Consider the following 19818-nt stretch of genomic DNA (forward strand, 5'->3'; position numbering starts at 1 on the left):
CTGGCCGGCCGTGACCGGGTGACCCGCAATGACTGATCTACCGATCGAAGGTTTCACGACCATCAACGAAGGCGCGGCGATGGTCCTGCTGGTGGACGATCAGGCAATGATCGGCGAAGCGGTGCGCCGTGGCCTGGCCTATGAAGAGAACATCGACTTCCATTTCTGCGCCGACCCGCATCAGGCGGTGGCCCAGGCCATGCGGATCAAGCCCACGGTGATCCTCCAGGACCTGATCATGCCGGGCCTCGATGGCCTGACCCTGGTGCGCGAGTACCGCAACAACCCGGCCACCCAGGACATCCCGATCATCGTCCTGTCGACCAAGGAAGACCCGCTGGTCAAGAGCGCGGCCTTTGCTGCCGGGGCCAACGACTACCTGGTGAAACTGCCCGATACCATCGAGCTGGTGGCACGCATCCGCTACCACTCGCGCTCGTACCTGACCTTGCTGCAGCGCGACGAGGCCTACCGCGCCTTGCGGGTGAGCCAGCAGCAGTTGCTGGACACCAACCTGATGCTGCAGCGGCTGATGAACTCCGACGGCCTGACCGGGCTGTCCAACCGCCGTCACTTCGATGAGTACCTGGAGCTGGAGTGGCGCCGAGCCATTCGTGAGCAGCAGCAACTGTCGCTTTTGATGATCGATGTCGACTACTTCAAGGCGTTCAACGACAGTTTCGGCCACCTGGCCGGTGACGAGGCCTTGCGTCAGGTGGCCGAGGCCATCCGCGGCAGCTGCTCACGGCCCAGCGACCTGCCGGCGCGCTACGGTGGCGAGGAGTTTGCCCTGGTGCTGCCCAATACTTCGCCGGGCGGCGCGCGGCTGATTGCCGAGAAGTTGCGTCAGACCATCATGGGTTTGAACATTGCCCACACCGTGCCCGAGCACGGCTCGTACTTGACCGTAAGCATCGGCCTGGCCACCCAGACGCCGGCGGTTGGCAGCCATTGCCGGCAGTTGATCTCGGCGGCGGACAAGGGGCTGTATCAGGCCAAGAACAACGGCCGTAACCAGGTGGGCATTGCCTGAGCGCGGCATCCTAACGCTGACGCCATTCCTTGTAGGAGCGGCCTTGTGTCGCGAAAGGGGCGCGCAGCGCTCCCGGCGGTAGCGGCTTTGACACTGATAGCCCGGGGCCGGTTTGCGGCCCATCGCGGCACAAGGCCGCTCCTACAAGGGGCGTGCATGGCTGATTGCGACGCCTGCCCGGCGGGTCTGCCGTCACGGCGCGGACTCGGTTATACTCGCGGGCTTTTCACCGAATTCGCACGAGAGCTGCCCGCCCATGGAAATCCAACCGATCCTGAACACCATCAAGGACCTCACCGAGCGTTCCCAGTCCATTCGGGGGTATCTTTGACTACGATCACAAGCATGATCGTCTGGTCGAAGTAAACCGCGAGCTGGAAGACGCCTCCGTCTGGAACAAGCCCGAGTATGCCCAGGCCTTGGGCCGCGAGCGCGCCATGCTGGCGCAGGTCGTCGAAACGCTCGATAAACTGGCCAACGGCCTGGGCGACTGCAAGGACCTGCTCGACATGGCCGTCGAGGAAGGTGACGAAGGCGCCGTCAGCGATGTCGTGACCGAGCTGCAAGGGCTGGAGGAATCCCTCGCCCTGCTCGAGTTCCGTCGCATGTTCAGCGGTGAGATGGACCCGAACAACGCCTACCTGGACATCCAGGCCGGCTCCGGCGGTACCGAGGCCCAGGACTGGGCCAACATCCTGCTGCGCATGTATCTGCGCTGGGCCGACAAGCGCGGTTTCGACGCCACCATCATCGAGCTGTCCGAAGGTGAAGTCGCCGGCATCAAGGGCGCCACCGTGCACATCAAGGGCGAGTACGCCTTCGGCTGGCTGCGCACCGAGATCGGCGTGCACCGCCTGGTGCGCAAGAGCCCGTTCGACTCCGGCGCCCGCCGTCACACTTCGTTCTCGGCGGTATTCGTGTCGCCCGAGATCGACGACAAGGTCGAGATCGAGATCAACCCGTCCGACCTGCGCATCGACACCTACCGCTCTTCGGGCGCCGGTGGCCAGCACGTCAACACCACCGACTCGGCGGTGCGTATCACCCACGTGCCGACCAACACCGTGGTGGCCTGCCAGAACGAACGTTCCCAGCACGCCAACAAGGACACCGCCATGAAAATGCTGCGGGCCAAGTTGTACGAGCTGGAAATGCAGAAACGCAACGCCGCCTCGCAGGCCCTGGAAGACAGCAAGTCGGACATCGGCTGGGGTCACCAGATCCGCTCCTATGTACTCGATGACTCGCGTATCAAGGACCTGCGTACCGGCGTAGAGCGCAGCGACTGCCAGAAGGTGCTCGACGGCGACCTCGACGAGTACCTGGAAGCGAGCCTCAAGCAGGGGCTGTAAGCATCCAAGCGGCGGCAAACCCGTGGGAGCGGGCTTGCCCCGCGATCCCTCACCCGCGTGAGGCAACGAACACCTGATGGAAAGAATGACGACATGAGCGACCTCAAGACCGAATCGCAAGACCTGCAACAGGAAGAAAACGCCCTGATCGCGCTGCGCAAGGAAAAGCTTGCCGCCGAGCGCGCCAAGGGCAACGCCTTCCCCAACGACTTCCGTCGCGACAGCTACTGCAACGACCTGCAGAAACAGTACGCGGACAAGACCAAGGAAGAGCTGGAAGCAGCCGCGATCCCGGTCAAGGTGGCTGGCCGCATCATGCTCAACCGTGGCTCGTTCATGGTGATCCAGGACATGACCGGTCGCATCCAGGTCTACGTCAACCGCAAGACCCTGTCCGAAGACACCCTGGCCGCGGTCAAGACCTGGGACCTGGGCGACATCATCAGCGCCGAAGGCACCCTGGCCCGTTCCGGCAAGGGCGACCTGTACGTCGAAATGACCAACGTGCGCCTGCTGACCAAGTCGCTGCGCCCGCTGCCGGACAAGCACCACGGCCTGACCGACACCGAGCAGCGCTACCGCCAGCGCTACGTCGACCTGATGGTCAACGAAGAAACCCGCCACACCTTCCGTGTGCGTTCGCAGGTGATCTCGCACATCCGCAAGTTCCTCATCGAGCGCGACTTCCTCGAAGTCGAAACGCCGATGCTGCAGACCATTCCCGGCGGCGCCGCGGCCAAGCCGTTCGAAACCCACCACAATGCGCTGGACATGGCCATGTTCCTGCGTATCGCCCCGGAGCTGTACCTCAAGCGCCTGGTGGTCGGTGGCTTCGAGAAAGTCTTCGAGATCAACCGCAACTTCCGTAACGAAGGCGTCTCGACCCGGCACAACCCCGAGTTCACCATGCTCGAGTTCTACCAGGCCTACGCCGACTACAACGACAACATGGACCTCACCGAAGAGCTGTTCCGCGAATTGGCGCAGCTGGTACTGGGCAGCACCGACGTGCCGTACGGCGACAAGGTGTTCCACTTCGGCGAGCCGTTCGTGCGCCTGTCGGTGTTCGACTCGATCCTCAAGTACAACCCTGAGCTGACCGCTGCCGACCTGCAGGACGTCGACCGTGCCCGCGAGATCGCCAAGAAGGCCGGCGCCAAGGTGCTGGGCCACGAAGGCCTGGGCAAGCTGCAGGTGATGATTTTCGAAGAGCTGGTGGAGCACAAGCTGGAGCAGCCGCACTTCATCACCGAGTACCCGTTCGAAGTGTCGCCACTGGCCCGTCGCAACGACGACAACCCATCCGTGACCGACCGCTTCGAGCTGTTTATCGGTGGCCGCGAGATCGCCAACGCCTACTCCGAGCTCAACGACGCCGAAGACCAGGCCGAGCGATTCCTGGCCCAGGTTGCCGAGAAAGACGCCGGTGACGACGAAGCCATGCACTACGATGCCGACTTCGTTCGTGCCCTGGAATACGGCATGCCGCCGACCGCTGGTGAAGGCATCGGTATTGACCGCCTGGTCATGCTGCTGACCAACTCGCCGTCGATCCGCGACGTGATCCTGTTCCCGCACATGCGTCCGCAGGCCTGAGTGTCCTGAACAAGCCGCCTTTCGAGGCGGCTTTTTCATGCCTGTACACTTGTACTGGCTGTACCGGCGTCTTCGCGGCTAAAGCCGCTCCTACAGGGACCGTGCAGTACTTGTGGGAGCGGCTTTAGCCGCGAAGACGCCGGCACTGAACAAACATTTTCATGAGGTATCACCGTGACACCTGCCATGCCTCACCAGGGCGCCGCCGGCATCGCCACCGCCGTCGCCGAAAGCGTGCAATACCAGGGCCGCAAGACCGCCCGCCAGGGCAGCGAGCAGCGCCGCCAGCAGATCCTCGACGCCGCCATGCGCATCGTCGTGCGTGACGGTGTGCGCGGTGTACGTCACCGTGCCGTGGCCGCCGAGGCCGGCGTGCCGCTGTCGGCCACCACTTACTACTTCAAGGACATCCAGGACCTGCTGGCCGATACCTTCGCCCAGTACGTCGAGCGCAGCGCCGCCTATATGGCCAAGCTCTGGGCCAACAGCGAAGGCGTGCTGCGCCAGTTGCTCGCCCAGGGTGACGGCAGCCCTCAGGCGCGGGCGCGCCTGGCCGACGAGGTGGCGCGCATGACCGCCGACTACGTGATCCGCCAGTTGCACAATCGTCGCGACTTTCTTATGGCCGAGCAGGCCTTCCGCCAGGAAGCGCTGCTGTGCCCACGCCTGGCCGAACTGGTGTGCGCCCATGAGCAGATCCTGCTGCACGGCGCGCGGCAGATGCTCCAGGTGGTCGGCTCGCGCCAGCCCGAGCAGGATGCGCAGATGTTGACGGCGATAATCGAGCAGATGGAATATCAGGGCCTGCTCAAGGACGCGAATGCGCAGGCCGATGAGCAGATGCTCGCTATCCTTGTCCGATACCTGCAGATGGTGCTGGCCTCGGCTTGAGCTGCGAACGAATTCTCAAGGAGAACCCGATGAAAGCCTGGCGTGTGGTGTTGTTGACGTTGTCATTCCTCTTGCTGGGCGGTTGTCTGGTGGCCTTCCATGAACCGCTGCCGAGCAATCAGGCAGCGCCCAAGGCCCTGCTCGGCAAGTGGAGCAGCAAGGACGCCTGGGGCGAGCCACTGAAACTTACCATCAGCCGCAGTGGCGGCGATGCCTACAAGGCGGTGGCGACCGCCAAGGGCAAGGCCCCTGAAGAGTACGTGTTCACGGTGTCGCGCCATGGCAACCGCTGGTACATGTCGGCCGGTGTGCCCAAGCGGCTGGGGGGCAACTTCCTGATTGGCGGTTTCGATATCGTCGAGGGCAAGGAACTGGTGGTTTACAACCTCGATGTCGAGCAGGTGCGGCAGGCCGTCGACAAGAAGGAACTGAGTGGGCGAAGCATCGAAGTCCCCGAAGAGAATGGCGAAGGTGTGTTGATCGACAGCCCGTCGGCGCGTGTGCTGGCGTACCTGGACGATCCGGCCAACTCTGACCTGTTCGTCGAGGTGGCGCGCTTCCAGCGCTCCGGCAAATGACCGTGTCGGCCTCTTCGCGGCTAAAGCCGCTCCCACAGGTGCATTGCCCGGCCTGAGGGCTGCGATATCCCTGTAGGGGTGGCTAAACCCCACAGGTGCATTGCCCGGCCTGAGGGCTGCGATATCCCTGTAGGGGTGGCTAAATCTGCCCCACAGGTGCATTGCCCGGCCTGAGGGCTGCGATATCCCTGTAGGGGTGGCTAAATCTGCCCCACAGGTGCATTGCCCGGCCTGAGGGCTGCGATATCCCTGTAGGGGTGGCTAAATCTGCCCCACAGGTGCATTGCCCGGCCTGAGGGCTGCGATATCCCTGTAGGGGTGGCTAAATCTGCCCCACAGGTGCATTGCCCGGCCTGAGGGCTGCGATATCCCTGTAGGGGTGGCTAAATCTGCCCCACAGGTGCATTGCCCGGCCTGAGGGCTGCGATATCCCTGTAGGGGTGGCTAAATCTGCCCCACAGGTGCATTGCCCGGCCTGAGGGCTGTGATATCCCTGTGGGAGCGGCTTCAGCCACGAAGAGGCCGGTTCAGGTGTCTTGTTCTTGAAAGGAGTCCCCGGTGGACGAGTACCAGCAGACCATACGTACGTTGTCCGACCGCATCGTGGCCGCGCAAACCCCCATTCGCGTGCTCGATGCGGTGAAATGGGACGACGGCATCCGCCAGGGCTTCCTCAAGGCCAAAGGCAAGGAACCACCCGCGGTGGACCGTGCCTACTACCAGAGCCGGCCCTTGTCGTTCGACTCCAGCGCGGTGAAGGCCGAGTTCCAGAACATCGAGCGTGACATCACCCGCCAGCTTGGCCAGTTCAACCCGGTCGGGCAGATCATGCGACGCATGTGCAAGGAATACCGCATGGTGGTGCGCATGCTAGAAGCGCGCGGCACCGAGGACTTCGGGCTGATTTCCCAGGAACTGTACGGCGCGGCCTCCGACGCTTTCCATGCCGGCGACCCGACCCTCGCCGACCTGGGGCTGATGCTCTCGGATTACCTGAACAACATCGACGGCCGTGGCGACCTCAAGGACGAGCCGAAGAACCTCACGGCGAAGGAGGCGGTGGAGATCCTCCAGCGCCGCCTGAACAAGGTGTTCGGCGAGGCCGAGGAAACCATTCGCGTATTCGAGTCGGACGGCATCGTCGCCGACGCGGCGGCCGGCGCCGACTACATCAAGGTGCGCGCCGACGCAATGTTCAACAACCGCGACGTGCGCGCCCTGGAGGTACATGAAGGCCTGGTGCATGTCGGCACCACCCTCAATGGCCTGAACCAGCCGATCTGTACCTTCCTGGCCAAGGGCCCGCCCTCGTCCACGGTGACCCAGGAGGGGCTGGCCATCCTGATGGAAGTGATCGCCTTCGCCTCCTACCCCAGCCGCCTGCGCAAGCTCACCAACCGCACCCGGGCCATCCACATGGTCGAGGAGGGCGCGGACTTCATGCAGGTCTACGAGTTCTTCCGTGGCCAGGGCTTCGAGATGGGGCAGAGCTACAGCAACGCCAGCCGGGTGTTCCGCGGCTCGGTACCCAATGGCCTGCCATTCACCAAGGACTTGTCCTACCTCAAGGGCTTCATCATGGTTTACAACTACATTCAGTTGGCCGTGAAGAAGGGCAAGCTGGAGCAGATCCCGTTGCTGTTCTGCGGCAAGACCACCCTGGAAGACATGCGCACCTTGCGCCAGCTGGTCGAAGAAGGCCTGGTGGAGCCACCCAAGTACCTCCCGGAGCAGTTCCGCGACCTAAACGCGCTGTCGGCCTGGATGTGCTTCTCCAACTTCCTCAACCACCTGAGCCTGGACCGCATTGAAGCCGACTACGCGAACATTCTCTGACGCCTGCCGTCACCTCGCCATCGGCCTTGGGCTGCTGCTGTTGAGTGGCTGCAGCAGCCTGCTGTTCTACCCTGAGCGCGGTCAGCCGTTTACTCCTGAGCGGGCCAAACTCGACTACCGCGATGTCACCCTGACCGCCGCTGACGGCGTTCGCCTGCACGGCTGGTGGTTGCCGGCCAAGGCCGGTGTCGAGGTCAAGGGCACGGTGCTGCACCTGCATGGCAACGGCGGCAACCTCGCGGGCCACCTGGGTGGCAGCTACTGGCTGCCGGAGCAGGGGTACCAGGTGCTGATGATCGACTACCGGGGCTATGGCCTGTCCCAGGGCAAGGCCACCTTGCCTGAGGTCTATGAAGACATCGCGGCGGCCATGGCCTGGCTGGACCGCGCCCCCGAGGTGCAGGGCAAGCCACTGGTGCTGCTGGGCCAGAGCCTCGGCGGCGCCATGGCCATCCATTACCTGGCGGCGCACCCGCAGCAGCGCGAGCGCTTCAGCGCACTGGTGTTCGACGGTGTGCCGGCCAGTTACCGGGCGGTGGGCCGCTATGCCCTCAGTACCTCGTGGATGACCTGGCCGCTGCAGGTGCCGCTGTCGTGGCTGGTGCCCGACGGCGACAGCGCGATCCGCTCCATCGAACAGCTGGCCAGCCCGCCGAAGCTGTTCTTCCACAGCATCGATGACCGGCTGGTGCCCCTGGACAACGGCATTCGCCTGTACCAGCACGCTCCACCCCCGCGGGTGTTGCAATTGACCCGCGGCGGCCACGTACAGACCTTCGCCGACCCGACCTGGCGCCAGGTGATGCTGCGCTTTCTGGACGACCCCGCGCATTTCAACGGCCTGCGCCGCCTGGCCGAAGTACCCAACTACCCTGACGAGAAGAACAAGCAATGAGTGAAGAACGCAACGCCATCCCGCTGATCCTGACCGGCGTCGGCAGCATCATCGTGACGGTGGGGGCCCTCTGGTATTACGGCTACCTGCATTTCGCCAAGCCTGAAGATGCCCTGTTGCTGCAGGACTTCACCATGCTCAAGACCATCCCGGGCGAGGACTACAAAGTCTCGTTGGACCCGGCACCGCAGGTGGCGCAATGCCTGGATGGCGTGCTGGTGCTGTTCGATACCCAGCAGAAGGGACTGACCGGTGTGCTGGTGGACAACCGCAAGCGCGCGGTGCGCTGCATGGGCGAGGAGACGCCGCAGCAGGTGCAGTGAACGATGGGGCCGCCGCAATACGGCCCGATTAGTTCAATCGTGCGCTGGCGACTGAATAGACATCGCATCTTTCGCGTTTGCCGATCGCGATGACAAGCACCACCACGCGCTGATCAATCACCTTGTAGACCAAGCGGTAGCCAGCTGATCTCAATTTGATCTTGTAGCAATCAGCCATGTTATTGAGCCGGTCTTTTTCGACTCGGGGCTGAGCCAGTCGAGCCTTGAGTTTCTTGGCAAGCTGCAGGCGCAGTTTGGGTTCGAGCTTGCGGTATTCCTTCTGCGCCCGTGAATCAAACTCAAGGTTGTAGCTTGCTGTCGCGCTCTGCGTCGGCGATGAGCTCATCGATATCCACCCTCACGGTAGGCCCGCCAAGTCGCTGGCGTACCAGTTCGGCCAGTTGGATATCGTCAATCAGATCCATCATCGCCTCGTAGCGCGCTGGTGGTACTGCGTAGAAGGCAGGCTCGTTCCGATTGAGGATCACCACGGTTTCACCGTGCGCTTCGCGAATGGTGCCCATTGGGTCTTTCTTGAGGTCGGTGATGGATGCTGCCAGATCGGCGAGGACGTGGAAGGTCATAGTTGTTTCAACCCATTTATCGACAAGGATGGTTGCGTGAGTCTAGTGCTTTTTAAGGTGTCTTTAAAGGTGCTTTTGACCAAAGGCCAAGCATGAAAAAACCCGCCATCAGGCGGGTTTTTTTCATTCAGTCAGCAGTCCTCACTGGACCTGGCTCACCGCCCGCGGCATCACCGGCTGGTTATCGTTGGAGATGGTCACCTCCACTCGACGGTTCTGCGCACGGCCGGAGTTGCTGCCGTTATCGGCCACCGGATACTCCTTGCCGTAGCCCTGGGCGACGATGCGCGCAGGGTCCACCCCGGCACGTACCAGCGCCATGCGCACGGCAGCGGCGCGGCGCTCGGACAGGCTCTGGTTGTAGTTGGCCGAGCCAACGCTGTCGGTGTAGCCCTCGACGATCACCTTGCGCTCCGGGTTCTCCTGGAGGAACTGCGCCAGTTTGGTGACGTTGGGGTAGGCACTGCTCTTGAGTTCGGCCTTGTTGAAGTCGAACAGCACGTCGCCGAAGGTCACCAGCGTGCCGCGCTCGGTCTGCTTGGCATTGAGGCTGTCCTGCAGCTTCTTGATCTGCGCGTCACGGGCATCGAGCTTGGCCTGGGCGCGTTGCGCGGCAGAGTTCTTCAGCTCGGCCTCGGCCGTGCGCAGGGTGATGGTCTGCTTGGCCACTTCGACGCGCTGGTTGGTGAGGTAGGCGAGCTGGTCGACCTTCTTGCTGTCCTCACGCTCCATATAGGCCTTGTCGGCTTTGTTCAGCCAGTCCTGGGCGTCCTTGGTTTCGAGGGCGGCTACCTTGCTCGACTGTGGATCGCTCTGTAGCGCCGAGAAATTGCTGCGGGCCGATTCGAGGTTGGCGTTCGGGTCGTGGGAGCAGGCGGCAAGGCCGACACTCAGGGCCAGCAGGGCGGGAATCATGACGTAATTGCGCATAGTGTTCATCCTTTGATCGTTAGCGAAGGCTTGGGGGCGCGGCAGGCCTATTCGGCGCTGCGCAGGCCTTCTTCACGTACGTCCTGGACACCCTGGCGGGCATCCTGCACAGCCTTCTGGGCCTTGGCGGCCTGGGCCTTGCGTTCAGCGACACGGGCATCCCATTCAGCCTGTTCGGCGAGCATGCGGGCCTGGTCGTATTGCTTGTCGTGCATGGCAATCTCGGCCTGCTTGAACTTGTCCTGGGCCGCTTTCATTTCCACTGCGGCGAACTCGGTACCGCCGGCACTGACCGCAGCGTTCACTGCCGACTGGCTGACGGCATACTGCTCGGTGGGCGGCTTGCCGGCGCAACCGGCCAGTACCAGGCTGCTGCCCAGGGCCAGTGCGGCCAGCTTCAGCCCGCGCAGGTGAGTGGTGGAGGGTTTTGCAATGCGGGTCTTCATGGTGGTCAACTCCATTGGGTCACTCCTGTTAACGACGATGTCCGCGACCGGTCCATCGTTGTTCCCTAGCCAAGGCGTGCGCTGCAACGCCCGTGTTTGCAGGGTTTTGCCGTGATGGCTACTGGCTGTGACCGAGGCGTTTTTTGGATAGTTCAGAAAAATTGCTGTGCTAACGAAGTTTTTTTCTGACTGATTGGTCAGCGCGAAAAGGCCGGAACTTTGCGCTGCGCGCAAGGTATCTGCGGGCCCTTGAGCAAGGCCCGCAGAGGGTGAGGGCTTAGTGGCGTTCGTTTTTGCCTGGGCTGCCGAGCGCTGCCAGGTGACGGCGGGAGAGGGCGAGGAAGCGAGGGGTAGGGCCGATGTCCTCGTACAGCGGATCACCCTCTTCATCGGTGGCGATCACTTGCCGGCCCTTGATGTAGGGGAAGCTGGCTTCCAGCTCTTCGAGCGCAGCGGCGACCAGTTCGCCAAGCAGCTCTTCAGGGCTGCGCTTGGGGTACATCTCGGTCAGCGCGGCCAGGCGCGCTTGGGCTTCCATGTCCAGGTGCAGGACATGCCCGGTGGGGCTCAAGCGTCCGGCGGCATTCTGTTCCCAGTGCTGGGCGAGTTCGCGGATTTTCATGATGACCTCTGTCAAAGCCTCGAAAGTGGCATTGCTTCGGATGACCACTCTTCACTTTAGTTGCTTTGCCCGCGCCCGGCTTGCCAGGCGCGGCCTGGAGTCGGCACTCTTGGGGCTTGCTGTTTCCTGGAGTGGAGAGGCCCGATGAGCGATATCGATCTGCGTTTGCGCGAGGATGTGCATCTTTTGGGGGAGCTGCTTGGCGAGACCATCCGCCAGCAGCATGGCGAGGCGTTCCTGCAGAAAATCGAGGACATCCGCCACAGCGCCAAGGCCGACCGGCTGGTGGAGGGTGAAAAACTCAGCTCTACCCTGGGCGACCTGGCCGAGGAGGACCTGCTACCCGTGGCGCGGGCCTTCAACCAGTTCCTCAACCTGGCCAACATCGCCGAGCAATACCAGTTGATTCGCCGCCGCGATGCCGACCAGCCGCAGCCTTTCGAAGCGCAGGTACTGCCCGAACTGCTGGCCCGGCTCAAGTCGGCCGGGCACAGCGACGATGCCCTGGCCCGGCAGTTGGCCAAGCTCGACATCCAGCTGGTGCTCACCGCCCACCCCACCGAGGTGGCCCGCCGTACCCTGATTCAGAAATACGACGCCATCGCCGCGCAACTGGCGGCCCAGGACCATCGCGACCTGAGCCCCGCCGAGCGCGGGCAGGTGCGCGAGCGCCTGCGCCGGCTGATCGCCGAGGCCTGGCACACCGAGGAGATCCGCCGCACCCGGCCTACGCCGGTGGACGAAGCCAAATGGGGCTTCGCGGTGATCGAGCATTCGCTGTGGCAGGCCATCCCCAGCCATCTGCGCAAGGTCGATGCGGCGCTGTTCCAGGCTACCGGCCTGCGCCTGCCGCTGGAGAGCGCACCGATCCGCTTCGCCTCGTGGATGGGCGGCGACCGTGACGGCAACCCCAATGTCACCGCCAGCGTGACCCGTGAGGTGCTGCTGCTGGCACGCTGGATGGCCGCCGACCTGTTCCTGCGCGATATCGAGAACCTGGCCGCCGAGCTGTCGATGCAGCAGGCCAGCGCAGCCTTGCGCGAACAGGTCGGCGACAGCGCCGAGCCTTACCGCGCGCTGCTCAAGCAACTGCGCGACCGCCTGCGCGCCACCCGTACCTGGGCCCAGGCGTCGTTGGCTGCTGCGCAACCGGCCAGCGCTGCCGTGCTGGTCGACAACCGCGACCTGATCGCGCCACTGGAGCTGTGCTTCCAGTCGCTGCATGAATGCGGCATGGGGGTGATCGCCGACGGGCCGTTGCTCGACTGCCTGCGCCGGGCAGTGACTTTCGGCCTGTTCCTGGTGCGCCTGGACGTGCGCCAGGATGCCGCCCGCCATCGCGATGCGCTGAGCGAGATCACCGATTACCTGGGGCTCGGGCGCTACGCCGAATGGGACGAAGCGCGGCGCATCGAGTTCCTCCAGGCGGAGCTGAAGAACCGCCGCCCGTTGCTGCCCGGGCACTTCAAGCCCCAGGCCGATACCGCCGAAGTGCTTGCCACCTGCCGCGAGATCGCCGCGGCGCCTGCTGCCTCGCTGGGTTCCTATGTGATCTCCATGGCTGGCGCGGCCTCCGATGTGCTGGCGGTGCAGCTGCTGCTCAAGGAAGCAGGGCTGACCCGGCCGATGCGTGTGGTGCCATTGTTCGAGACACTCGCCGACCTGGACAACGCCGGGCCGGTGATGGAGCGCCTGCTCGGGCTGCCGGGCTACCGGGCCGGCTTGCATGGGCCGCAGGAAGTGATGATCGGCTATTCCGACTCGGCCAAGGACGCCGGCACCACGGCGGCGGCCTGGGCGCAGTACCGCGCCCAGGAGCAGTTGGTGCGCATCTGCCGCGAACACCAGGTCGAACTGCTGCTGTTCCATGGCCGTGGCGGTACGGTCGGACGCGGCGGCGGCCCGGCCCATGCGGCCATCTTGTCGCAGCCGCCGGGGTCGGTGGGCGGGCGCTTCCGTACCACCGAGCAGGGCGAGATGATCCGCTTCAAGTTCGGCCTGCCGGGGATTGCCGAGCAGAACCTCAACCTCTACCTGGCCGCGGTGCTGGAGGCGACCCTGCTGCCGCCGCCGCCGCCGCAACCGGCCTGGCGCGCACTGATGGACCAGTTGGCCGCCGACGGGGTCAAGGCTTATCGCGGCGTGGTGCGGGAGAACCCCGACTTTGTCGAGTACTTCCGCCAGTCCACCCCGGAACAGGAGCTTGGCCGACTGCCGCTGGGCAGCCGCCCGGCCAAGCGGCGTGCCGGGGGGATCGAGAGCTTGCGGGCGATCCCATGGATTTTCGGCTGGACCCAGACCCGCCTCATGCTGCCGGCCTGGCTTGGCTGGGAAACAGCGCTGAACAATGCCCTGGCCCGTGGCCAGGGCGAGCTGCTGGCGCAGATGCGCGAGCAGTGGCCGTTCTTCCGCACCCGCATCGACATGCTCGAAATGGTGCTGGCCAAGGCCGATGCGCAGATTGCCGAGGCCTACGACCAACGTCTAGTGCAACCGCAACTGCTGCCATTGGGTGCGCACCTGCGCGACCTATTGTCGCAGTCATGCCAGGTGGTGCTGGGCCTGACCGGGCAGTCGGTGCTACTGGCGCACAGCCCCGAAACCCTGGAATTCATCCGCCTGCGCAACACCTACCTCGACCCCTTGCATCGCCTTCAGGCCGAGCTGCTGGCCCGCTCGCGCAACCGCGAAGCCGCTCTGGACAGCCCGTTGGAGCAAGCCCTGCTGGTCACCGTGGCGGGCATCGCGGCGGGGTTGCGCAATACCGGTTGAGGCGCTCAAGCGGCGCTTGCGGTCGGCAAGCCATCAGTTGCCGACCCTGACCCCGAGGGCTGGTTGCGCCGGGCGCAACCGGGGCCTCGCGGGGCTGCGCCGGACGCTTTGCTGCCCCGTTGGGACGCTTGTCGGGGGGGCGGGGGCTGTGTATCTTGAGCAGCCTTTGGACCGATTTTGCGGTCTCGACCGATTTTCCGGAGTTGGCCTTGTGCGCCGAATCCGTTGATTTGCATAGAAAAATATGAGGAGCACAAGATGCGTGTAATTCTGCTGGGAGCTCCCGGGGCCGGTAAAGGTACTCAGGCAAAGTTCATCACCGAGAAGTTCGGCATTCCCCAGATCTCCACCGGCGACATGCTGCGTGCTGCCGTCAAGGCCGGCACCCCGCTGGGCCTGGAACTGAAGAAAGTCATGGATGCCGGCCAACTGGTCTCCGACGAGCTGATCATCAGCCTGGTCAAGGAGCGCATCGCCCAGCCGGACTGCGCCAACGGCTGCCTGTTCGACGGTTTCCCGCGCACCATCCCGCAAGCTGAAGCCATGGTCGCCGCCGGTGTCGACATCGACGCCGTGGTCGAAATCGCCGTGGACGACGAAGAGATCGTTGGCCGCATGGCGGGCCGCCGCGTACACCTGGCCTCGGGCCGCACCTACCACATTCAGTACAACCCGCCGAAAGTGGAAGGCAAGGACGACGTCACCGGCGAAGACCTGATCCAGCGCGACGACGACAAGGAAGAAACCGTGCGTCATCGTCTGTCGGTCTACCACAGCCAGACCAAGCCGCTGGTGGACTTCTACCAGAAGCTGTCGGCCGCCAACGCCGGCAAGCCGAAGTACAGCCATATCGAAGGCGTCGGCTCGGTCGAGTCGATCACCGCCAAGGTGCTGGCAGCCCTGAGCTGATCCATCACCCTGCGTCACGACGGCCCGCTTGCGGGCCGTTGTCGTTTATACTGCCGCTCTTTTTCCCCTGTCTCTTGGAAACCGCGTTCGATGACCACCTTGCTGGCCCTGGATACCGCCACCGAAGCCTGTTCCGTCGCCCTGCTGCATGACGGCAAGGTGACCAGCCATTACGAGGTGATCCCACGCCTGCACGCGCAGAAGCTGCTGCCGATGATCAAGCAGTTGCTGGCCGATGCCGGCGTGGCGCTGAGCGCCGTGGATGCCATCGCCTTTGGTCGCGGCCCGGGCGCCTTTACCGGCGTGCGGATCGCCATTGGTGTGGTCCAGGGCCTGGCCTTCGCCCTGCAGCGCCCGGTGCTGCCGATCTCCAACCTGGCCGCGCTGGCCCAGGGCGCGTTGCGCGAGCACGGCGTGCAGCAGGTCGCTGCCTCCATCGATGCGCGCATGGACGAAGTGTACTGGGGCTGTTACCGGGCGGAGCAGGGTGAAATGCGCCTGGTCGGCCAGGAGGTGGTGGTGGCACCAGAGCGCGTCAGCTTGCCTGAAGGCCTGGCCGGCGAGTGGTTTGGCGCCGGTACTGGCTGGAGCCTGGCCGAGCGCCTGGCGGTGCACGCCAGCGCCAGCGATGCCACCGCGCTGCCCAATGCCCTGGATATCCTCACCCTGGCCAGCCATGCCTGGGCCCGCGGTGAAGCGGTCGCCGCCGAGCAGGCGCAACCGGTGTATCTGCGCGATAATGTCGCTACGCCCAAGGCACGCTGAGGTCGTTCGTCGGCTATCGCCGTTCACGATAAAACCTTTTGCGCGAACTGTGGTCCAGTTATCGTTCGGGCATTAGCGATGGATCTCTGATGCTGCTAAATTGCCATCATTGATCCTGAGTGCCCACGCCATGCGTATCGACGGCTTCTCCTCGCAGAGTTACCCCATCAAGCGCCCGCCGCGCAAAGCGCCGGTGCGTGACGAAGCGATCGATGACGCCGAGATCATCGAAGAGCCCGAACAGCAGGCCAGCCGTGCCAACCGCCGCAGCGCCAACCTGCCGGCCCGCCAGCAGGACCTGATCTTCCCCCGCGCCCGTGACCGGCGTACCTCCACGGCACTGGCCAGCTACCTGACCACCGCGGGCTTCACCGACTGGGATATGGAAGTGCTGGGGCTGGACCTGTACATTTGACGGATGATTCCGTCCCCCCAGCCCTACTTTCTCGGTTGCCCCTCCTGGAGCGAAAACGCCTGGCGTGAGTATCTCTATCCCGCCGATGCACGCACGGCTGAGTTCCTCGGCTTGTACAGCCAGGTCTTCAATGCCGTGGAAGGCAACACCACTTTCTATGCCCGGCCAGCGCCTGCGACGGTAGAGCGCTGGGCGCAGATCATGCCGGCGGGCTTTCGCTTCACGGCCAAGTTTCCGGGCGATGTCAGCCATGCCGGGGACCTGCGCGCGCAACTTGATTCGGCGATCGACTTCACCCGATTGATGGCGCCGTTGGGGCAGCGCGTGTCCCCCTACTGGCTGCAGTTGCCGGCGCAGTTCGGGCCCTCGCGCATGGGTGAGCTGGCGTATTTTCTGGATGAGGTTGGCGTGCCGGTTGCCGTTGAGGTGCGCAACGATGCGTTCTTCGCCCGTGGAGACGAAGAGCGCCTGCTCAATCGGCTGTTGCATGAGCGGGGTGTCGAGCGCATCTGCCTGGACCCGAGAGCGCTGTTCAGCTGCACATCTCGTGAGCCCGGTGTGCTGCATGCGCAGTCCAAGAAGCCCAAGGTGCCGCCCCGCCCGTGTTCGTTCAGCCAGCATCCGCAGGTGCGCTTTATCGGTCACCCTGAGCTTGCGGCCAACGAAACCTTCCTTACCCCCTGGGTCGACAAGGTGGCGGTGTGGATCGAGGAGGGCCGTAGCCCCTATGTATTTCTGCACACCGCCGACAACCGGATGGCTGCAGCGCTTGCCCAGCATTTCCACCAGCGGCTGATGGCCCGCCTGCCCGGGCTGGCCGCGTTACCGGAATTGCCGCGCGCGCCCGAGGTCGAACAGCTAGGGCTACTCTGACGACACTTTCTTCATCTGCCGGAGGTTGAACCATGGATGTGCAAACCCTGCGAGCCGAAGCCTTCAAGGCGCTGCATGAACGCGATGGCACATTCGTCATCCCCAACCCCTGGGATGCGGGTTCGGCCAGGATGTTGGCGGCCCTTGGCTTCGAAGCACTGGCCACTACCAGTGCGGGGCTGGCGTTCAGCCTGGGGCGCCCGGATGCCGAAGGCGCCCTGAGCCTTGAGGAAACCCTAGGCAATGCCCAGGCCATCGTGGATGCCACGCCGCTACCGGTGGCGGCAGACCTGGAAAACGGCTTTGGCGATTTGCCCGAGGACTGTGCGCAGACGATCCTGCGCGCCGCCGCAACCGGCCTGGTTGGCGGTTCGATCGAAGATGCCAGTGGCCGCAGCGAGGCGCCGATCTACGACTTCGACCTGTCCGTGGCGCGAGTGCGCGCTGCCGTGGAAGCTGCTCGCCAACTGCCATTTCCGTTCACGCTCTGCGCCCGCGCCGAGAACCTGCTGCACGGCAAACTGGACCTGGACGACACCATCCGGCGCCTGCAGGCCTATGCCGACGCTGGTGCCGATGTGTTGTATGCGCCTGGGCTGCGCAGCGTCGATGAGATTCGCGCGGTGGTGCAGGCCGTGGCGCCCAAACCGGTAAACGTGCTGATGGGCATGCCGGGGGTGCCGCTTGGCGTCAATCAGTTGCAGGATCTGGGCGTGAAGCGCATCAGTGTTGGTTCGTCGCTGGCCCGCGTCGCACTGGGCGCCTTCCAGCGCGCGGCGTTGGAAATCCGCGAACAGGGCACGTTCGGCTATGGCGACCAGGCGTTGCCATTTGCTCAGCTCAATGATCTGTTTCGCCGCTGAAACCCCGCGTTCTCAGGCGTATGCGCGAACGTTGTTCAACACCACTGGGCGGGCCCAATGGGTATCGAACTCCAGGTCGTTTTGTTGCTTCGCCAGGGTAGGCTCGTCGAAGGGTTCTGGCGCCGGGTCGAGCAGGTTCATCTCGAATTCGGCGATCGGCAGGAACAATGGGCGAGGCGATGGCGCGGGGCCGGGCTCGGCAATCGGATGGCCCTGGCTCATGACCACCGGGCGCAGCCAGCTGTTGCTGATGTCGAGGTCGCGCTGCTGGGTAATCAGCTCGGCGGTGCTGAAGGGTTCGGGCGCCGGTTCCAGCAGGTTGGCCTCGAGTTCCGCCTTGGGCAGGAACAGCGGCTCGGGAGGGGTGATTTCGGTGTCATGCACCGGCAGAGCGCGCTGGGCGTCGATCAGGGCCAAGGCCCTGGCGCCGCCGATAGGTTCGCCACTCTCTTTGTCGTACTGCACCAGCGCCTGGCTGACGCTGTCGATTTCCCCTTGCGGCTGCTCGGCCATGGCCCGGGCGAAGAAGTCCTGCCACAGGTGGCTGACGCCGCCCAGTGCCTGGGAGTTCTGTCGACCGTAGTTGCCGACAGGCGACAGGTAGGTCAAGCCGATGGGGAGAGTGTCTGACATGGCAGTCGCGCGCGTTGTGCTCTGGCAGAATAGCGGATACTGCGTGTATCGGCTGAGGCCGGGGTTTCATTAATTAATTTCGAGTGCGGGATCCGATGGTAGAGCAAGAGCTGGGCACAGGTATCAGGATCGAGGCACTGACCCCCGAATTCCAGGCGCAGGCGTTGGCATGGGCCGAACGCCTGGGCTTGCCGCTGGCCGACGAGGCGGCCGGGTTTGCCGTGCAGGTCGGTGCCGATGGCCTGCAGATCCAGCAACTGGGCCCGCAGGCGCCTGGGCCTGTGCGGGTGGATTTCGTCGAGGGACAGGCGGCGCATCGGCGGCTGTTCGGTGGTGGCAGCGGGCAGATGATCGCCAAGGCGGTGGGTATCGCCCAGGGCGTGCGGCCGCAGGTGCTCGATGCCACTGCGGGGTTGGGCAAGGATGCGTTCGTGCTGGCCAGCCTGGGCTGCCAGATGACCTTGATCGAGCGTCAGCCGTTGATCGCGGCGTTGCTGGAAGATGGCCTGGCGCGGGCGCGGGGGGACCTTGAGGTGGGGGCGATCGTCGAGCGCATGCGGCTGCTGACCGGCAATGCCATCGAGCGCATGCGTGGGTGGGAAGGGGAGGCGCCCCAAGTGATCTACCTTGATCCGATGTTCCCGCATCGGGACAAGAGCGCGCTGGTGAAGAAGGAGATGCGGGTGTTCCGGCCGTTGGTCGGTGATGACCTGGATGCGCCGGCGTTGCTCGAAGCGGCGTTGGCGTTGGCTTCGCACCGGGTGGTGGTCAAGCGGCCGCGCAAGGCGCCGATTATCGATGGGCCGAAGCCGAGCCATAGCCTTGAGGGGAAGTCGAGTCGGTACGATATTTACCCGAAGAAGGCATTGAAAGCTTGAATTGAGTGTTCGCCGATAGATCTTCTGCGCCTATGAGATCGAGCGCCGCGCGGGCGGCGCTCGATCTCATAGGCGCTGCAAGGCTTTTGGCGAACACCTGGCGGCCTTCACGCAAAACCCAAAGCTCGAAGGCCCAGCCACTATCAAACCAATACCCGCGAACTCGCCACCGCAACCACCGCCAACCCAATCGCCAGATTGACCCCGACCATCCGCCGAATCCGCCCCAGAACCCCAGCCCCCGCCGCCCAATCCTCAGCCTGCACCGCCGTGCGCAATTCAGGCAGCAGCAACGACTGGATCCGCATGAACAACGCAAACATCACGATCCCGCCGCCGATCATCACCTGAACGTACCGCGGCGCGGTCTCGAACCCGGCAAAGCGCAGGTGAATCATGGCCACCCCGCTGATCGCCAAAATCGCCACCGCCAGCCAGACCCATCTGAAGAACCGCTGGAAAACTTCCACCCACAAACGCAGCCGCGCCGGCCCCTCCAGGGCTGCAACCGTGGCCGGGCGCAGGATCAGCCAGGCGAAGAACATGCCGCCGACCCAAACCAGGGCGGCAAGGACATGCAGGGTGTAGGGCAGGGCAAAGGCGAGCATCAGGATCTCCATGCGG

22 protein-coding genes are annotated in these 19818 nt (G+C 64.1%); 15 read left to right on the top strand and 7 right to left on the bottom strand.

The features are described 5' to 3' along the window. Positions 1 to 28: 28 nt before the first annotated feature. From EJA05_RS06125 to EJA05_RS06160, 8 genes are all read left to right on the top strand, one after another. Positions 29 to 1033 (top strand): response regulator, encoded by a 1005-nt coding sequence (locus tag EJA05_RS06125; RefSeq protein WP_125462886.1) that lies wholly within the window; start codon positions 29 to 31, stop codon positions 1031 to 1033. A gap of 256 nt (positions 1034 to 1289) precedes the next feature. Continuing rightward, a protein-coding gene (gene prfB / locus EJA05_RS06130) for a peptide chain release factor 2 (RefSeq protein ID WP_125462887.1) occupies positions 1290 to 2385 on the top strand; the annotation gives its coding sequence in 2 pieces (ribosomal slippage) (positions 1290 to 1361 and positions 1363 to 2385; 1095 coding nt in all). A 93-nt stretch (positions 2386 to 2478) separates the two neighbouring features. After that, entirely contained in the window at positions 2479 to 3981 is a 1503-nt protein-coding gene (gene lysS, locus EJA05_RS06135) for a lysine--tRNA ligase (protein WP_125857652.1), read from the top strand. A gap of 186 nt (positions 3982 to 4167) precedes the next feature. Beyond that, a complete protein-coding gene (locus EJA05_RS06140) occupies positions 4168 to 4872 on the top strand; it encodes a TetR/AcrR family transcriptional regulator (RefSeq protein ID WP_125861257.1) in 705 nt (234 codons plus the stop codon). 29 nt (positions 4873 to 4901) lie between these two features. Beyond that, entirely contained in the window at positions 4902 to 5450 is a 549-nt protein-coding gene (locus EJA05_RS06145) for a hypothetical protein (RefSeq protein ID WP_125462889.1), read from the top strand. A gap of 558 nt (positions 5451 to 6008) precedes the next feature. Beyond that, on the top strand, positions 6009 to 7286 hold the full coding sequence (locus EJA05_RS06150; protein WP_125857653.1) for a flavohemoglobin expression-modulating QEGLA motif protein: 1278 nt from the start codon (positions 6009 to 6011) through the stop codon (positions 7284 to 7286). Next, entirely contained in the window at positions 7258 to 8181 is a 924-nt protein-coding gene (locus EJA05_RS06155) for an alpha/beta hydrolase (RefSeq protein ID WP_125857654.1), read from the top strand. The genes EJA05_RS06150 and EJA05_RS06155 overlap by 29 nt, the downstream gene beginning before the upstream one ends. Next, positions 8178 to 8504, top strand: a complete 327-nt coding sequence (locus EJA05_RS06160; protein ID WP_125857655.1) for a hypothetical protein — start codon at positions 8178 to 8180, stop codon at positions 8502 to 8504. Before EJA05_RS06155 ends, EJA05_RS06160 begins: the two co-directional genes overlap by 4 nt. A gap of 28 nt (positions 8505 to 8532) precedes the next feature. On the opposite strand, the gene EJA05_RS06165 is transcribed toward EJA05_RS06160, so the two are convergent. The 5 genes from EJA05_RS06165 to EJA05_RS06185 all read right to left on the bottom strand — a co-directional run bounded on the left by EJA05_RS06165 (position 8533) and on the right by EJA05_RS06185 (position 11086). Further along, on the bottom strand, positions 8533 to 8850 hold the full coding sequence (locus EJA05_RS06165; protein WP_125857656.1) for a type II toxin-antitoxin system RelE family toxin: 318 nt from the start codon (positions 8848 to 8850) through the stop codon (positions 8533 to 8535). After that, entirely contained in the window at positions 8804 to 9088 is a 285-nt protein-coding gene (locus tag EJA05_RS06170) for a type II toxin-antitoxin system Phd/YefM family antitoxin (RefSeq protein WP_125857657.1), read from the bottom strand. The genes EJA05_RS06165 and EJA05_RS06170 overlap by 47 nt, the downstream gene beginning before the upstream one ends. 141 nt (positions 9089 to 9229) lie before the next feature. Further along, positions 9230 to 10018, bottom strand: coding sequence for an OmpA family protein (locus EJA05_RS06175; RefSeq protein ID WP_125857658.1), 789 nt, complete (start codon positions 10016 to 10018; stop codon positions 9230 to 9232). 47 nt (positions 10019 to 10065) lie between these two features. Then, entirely contained in the window at positions 10066 to 10479 is a 414-nt protein-coding gene (locus EJA05_RS06180) for a DUF4398 domain-containing protein (RefSeq protein WP_125462894.1), read from the bottom strand. Between the two features lie 262 nt (positions 10480 to 10741). Then, positions 10742 to 11086 carry a pilin assembly protein gene (locus EJA05_RS06185; RefSeq protein ID WP_125462895.1) on the bottom strand — a complete coding sequence of 115 codons (345 nt, stop codon included), beginning with the start codon at positions 11084 to 11086 and terminating at the stop codon, positions 10742 to 10744. A gap of 144 nt (positions 11087 to 11230) precedes the next feature. Between EJA05_RS06185 and ppc the strand changes: the two genes are divergently transcribed. The 6 genes from ppc to EJA05_RS06215 all read left to right on the top strand — a co-directional run bounded on the left by ppc (position 11231) and on the right by EJA05_RS06215 (position 17683). Further along, complete coding sequence (gene ppc / locus EJA05_RS06190) at positions 11231 to 13858, top strand: phosphoenolpyruvate carboxylase (RefSeq protein ID WP_125462896.1); 2628 nt, start codon at positions 11231 to 11233, stop codon at positions 13856 to 13858. 258 nt (positions 13859 to 14116) lie between these two features. Next, positions 14117 to 14767: an adenylate kinase gene (gene adk / locus EJA05_RS06195; protein WP_028691565.1), complete on the top strand. Its 651-nt coding sequence runs from the start codon at positions 14117 to 14119 to the stop codon at positions 14765 to 14767. Positions 14768 to 14857: 90 nt separating this feature from the next. Then, positions 14858 to 15532, top strand: a complete 675-nt coding sequence (gene tsaB, locus EJA05_RS06200; protein ID WP_125857659.1) for a tRNA (adenosine(37)-N6)-threonylcarbamoyltransferase complex dimerization subunit type 1 TsaB — start codon at positions 14858 to 14860, stop codon at positions 15530 to 15532. Between the two features lie 130 nt (positions 15533 to 15662). Continuing rightward, the gene (locus EJA05_RS06205; RefSeq protein ID WP_110995541.1) at positions 15663 to 15947 is read left to right on the top strand and encodes a hypothetical protein; all 285 of its coding nucleotides are present in this window, start codon (positions 15663 to 15665) and stop codon (positions 15945 to 15947) included. A gap of 3 nt (positions 15948 to 15950) precedes the next feature. Beyond that, on the top strand, positions 15951 to 16820 hold the full coding sequence (locus EJA05_RS06210) for a DUF72 domain-containing protein (protein ID WP_125857660.1): 870 nt from the start codon (positions 15951 to 15953) through the stop codon (positions 16818 to 16820). A 32-nt stretch (positions 16821 to 16852) separates the two neighbouring features. After that, positions 16853 to 17683, top strand: a complete 831-nt coding sequence (locus EJA05_RS06215) for an isocitrate lyase/PEP mutase family protein (RefSeq protein ID WP_125857661.1) — start codon at positions 16853 to 16855, stop codon at positions 17681 to 17683. 12 nt (positions 17684 to 17695) lie between these two features. Here the strand turns inward: EJA05_RS06215 and EJA05_RS06220 are convergent, their stop codons facing one another. After that, positions 17696 to 18316 (bottom strand): energy transducer TonB, encoded by a 621-nt coding sequence (locus EJA05_RS06220; protein WP_125857662.1) that lies wholly within the window; start codon positions 18314 to 18316, stop codon positions 17696 to 17698. Positions 18317 to 18411: 95 nt separating this feature from the next. Here EJA05_RS06220 and EJA05_RS06225 point away from each other — a divergent pair, with 95 nt between their 5' ends. Next, positions 18412 to 19194, top strand: coding sequence for a class I SAM-dependent methyltransferase (locus EJA05_RS06225; protein ID WP_125857663.1), 783 nt, complete (start codon positions 18412 to 18414; stop codon positions 19192 to 19194). A 143-nt stretch (positions 19195 to 19337) separates the two neighbouring features. On the opposite strand, the gene EJA05_RS06230 is transcribed toward EJA05_RS06225, so the two are convergent. Then, the gene (locus tag EJA05_RS06230; RefSeq protein ID WP_125857664.1) at positions 19338 to 19802 is read right to left on the bottom strand and encodes a CopD family protein; all 465 of its coding nucleotides are present in this window, start codon (positions 19800 to 19802) and stop codon (positions 19338 to 19340) included. Positions 19803 to 19818 lie beyond the last annotated feature (16 nt).

The organism is Pseudomonas oryziphila (assembly GCF_003940825.1).
Taxonomy (GTDB): Bacteria; Pseudomonadota; Gammaproteobacteria; order Pseudomonadales; family Pseudomonadaceae; genus Aquipseudomonas; species Aquipseudomonas sichuanensis.

Coding starts and splice junctions, on each gene's coding strand:
- lysS (WP_125857652.1), top strand. CDS start 2,479: ATGAGCGACCTCAAGACCGAATCGCAAGACCTGCAACAGGAAGAAAAC.
- tsaB (WP_125857659.1), top strand. CDS start 14,858: ATGACCACCTTGCTGGCCCTGGATACCGCCACCGAAGCCTGTTCCGTC.
- EJA05_RS06165 (WP_125857656.1), bottom strand. CDS start 8,850: ATGAGCTCATCGCCGACGCAGAGCGCGACAGCAAGCTACAACCTTGAG.
- EJA05_RS06170 (WP_125857657.1), bottom strand. CDS start 9,088: ATGACCTTCCACGTCCTCGCCGATCTGGCAGCATCCATCACCGACCTC.
- EJA05_RS06140 (WP_125861257.1), top strand. CDS start 4,168: ATGCCTCACCAGGGCGCCGCCGGCATCGCCACCGCCGTCGCCGAAAGC.
- EJA05_RS06225 (WP_125857663.1), top strand. CDS start 18,412: ATGGTAGAGCAAGAGCTGGGCACAGGTATCAGGATCGAGGCACTGACC.
- ppc (WP_125462896.1), top strand. CDS start 11,231: ATGAGCGATATCGATCTGCGTTTGCGCGAGGATGTGCATCTTTTGGGG.
- EJA05_RS06185 (WP_125462895.1), bottom strand. CDS start 11,086: ATGAAAATCCGCGAACTCGCCCAGCACTGGGAACAGAATGCCGCCGGA.
- EJA05_RS06230 (WP_125857664.1), bottom strand. CDS start 19,802: ATGCTCGCCTTTGCCCTGCCCTACACCCTGCATGTCCTTGCCGCCCTG.
- EJA05_RS06125 (WP_125462886.1), top strand. CDS start 29: ATGACTGATCTACCGATCGAAGGTTTCACGACCATCAACGAAGGCGCG.
- EJA05_RS06210 (WP_125857660.1), top strand. CDS start 15,951: ATGATTCCGTCCCCCCAGCCCTACTTTCTCGGTTGCCCCTCCTGGAGC.
- EJA05_RS06205 (WP_110995541.1), top strand. CDS start 15,663: ATGCGTATCGACGGCTTCTCCTCGCAGAGTTACCCCATCAAGCGCCCG.
- EJA05_RS06180 (WP_125462894.1), bottom strand. CDS start 10,479: ATGGAGTTGACCACCATGAAGACCCGCATTGCAAAACCCTCCACCACT.
- EJA05_RS06215 (WP_125857661.1), top strand. CDS start 16,853: ATGGATGTGCAAACCCTGCGAGCCGAAGCCTTCAAGGCGCTGCATGAA.
- EJA05_RS06220 (WP_125857662.1), bottom strand. CDS start 18,316: ATGTCAGACACTCTCCCCATCGGCTTGACCTACCTGTCGCCTGTCGGC.
- EJA05_RS06160 (WP_125857655.1), top strand. CDS start 8,178: ATGAGTGAAGAACGCAACGCCATCCCGCTGATCCTGACCGGCGTCGGC.
- EJA05_RS06145 (WP_125462889.1), top strand. CDS start 4,902: ATGAAAGCCTGGCGTGTGGTGTTGTTGACGTTGTCATTCCTCTTGCTG.
- EJA05_RS06175 (WP_125857658.1), bottom strand. CDS start 10,018: ATGCGCAATTACGTCATGATTCCCGCCCTGCTGGCCCTGAGTGTCGGC.
- adk (WP_028691565.1), top strand. CDS start 14,117: ATGCGTGTAATTCTGCTGGGAGCTCCCGGGGCCGGTAAAGGTACTCAG.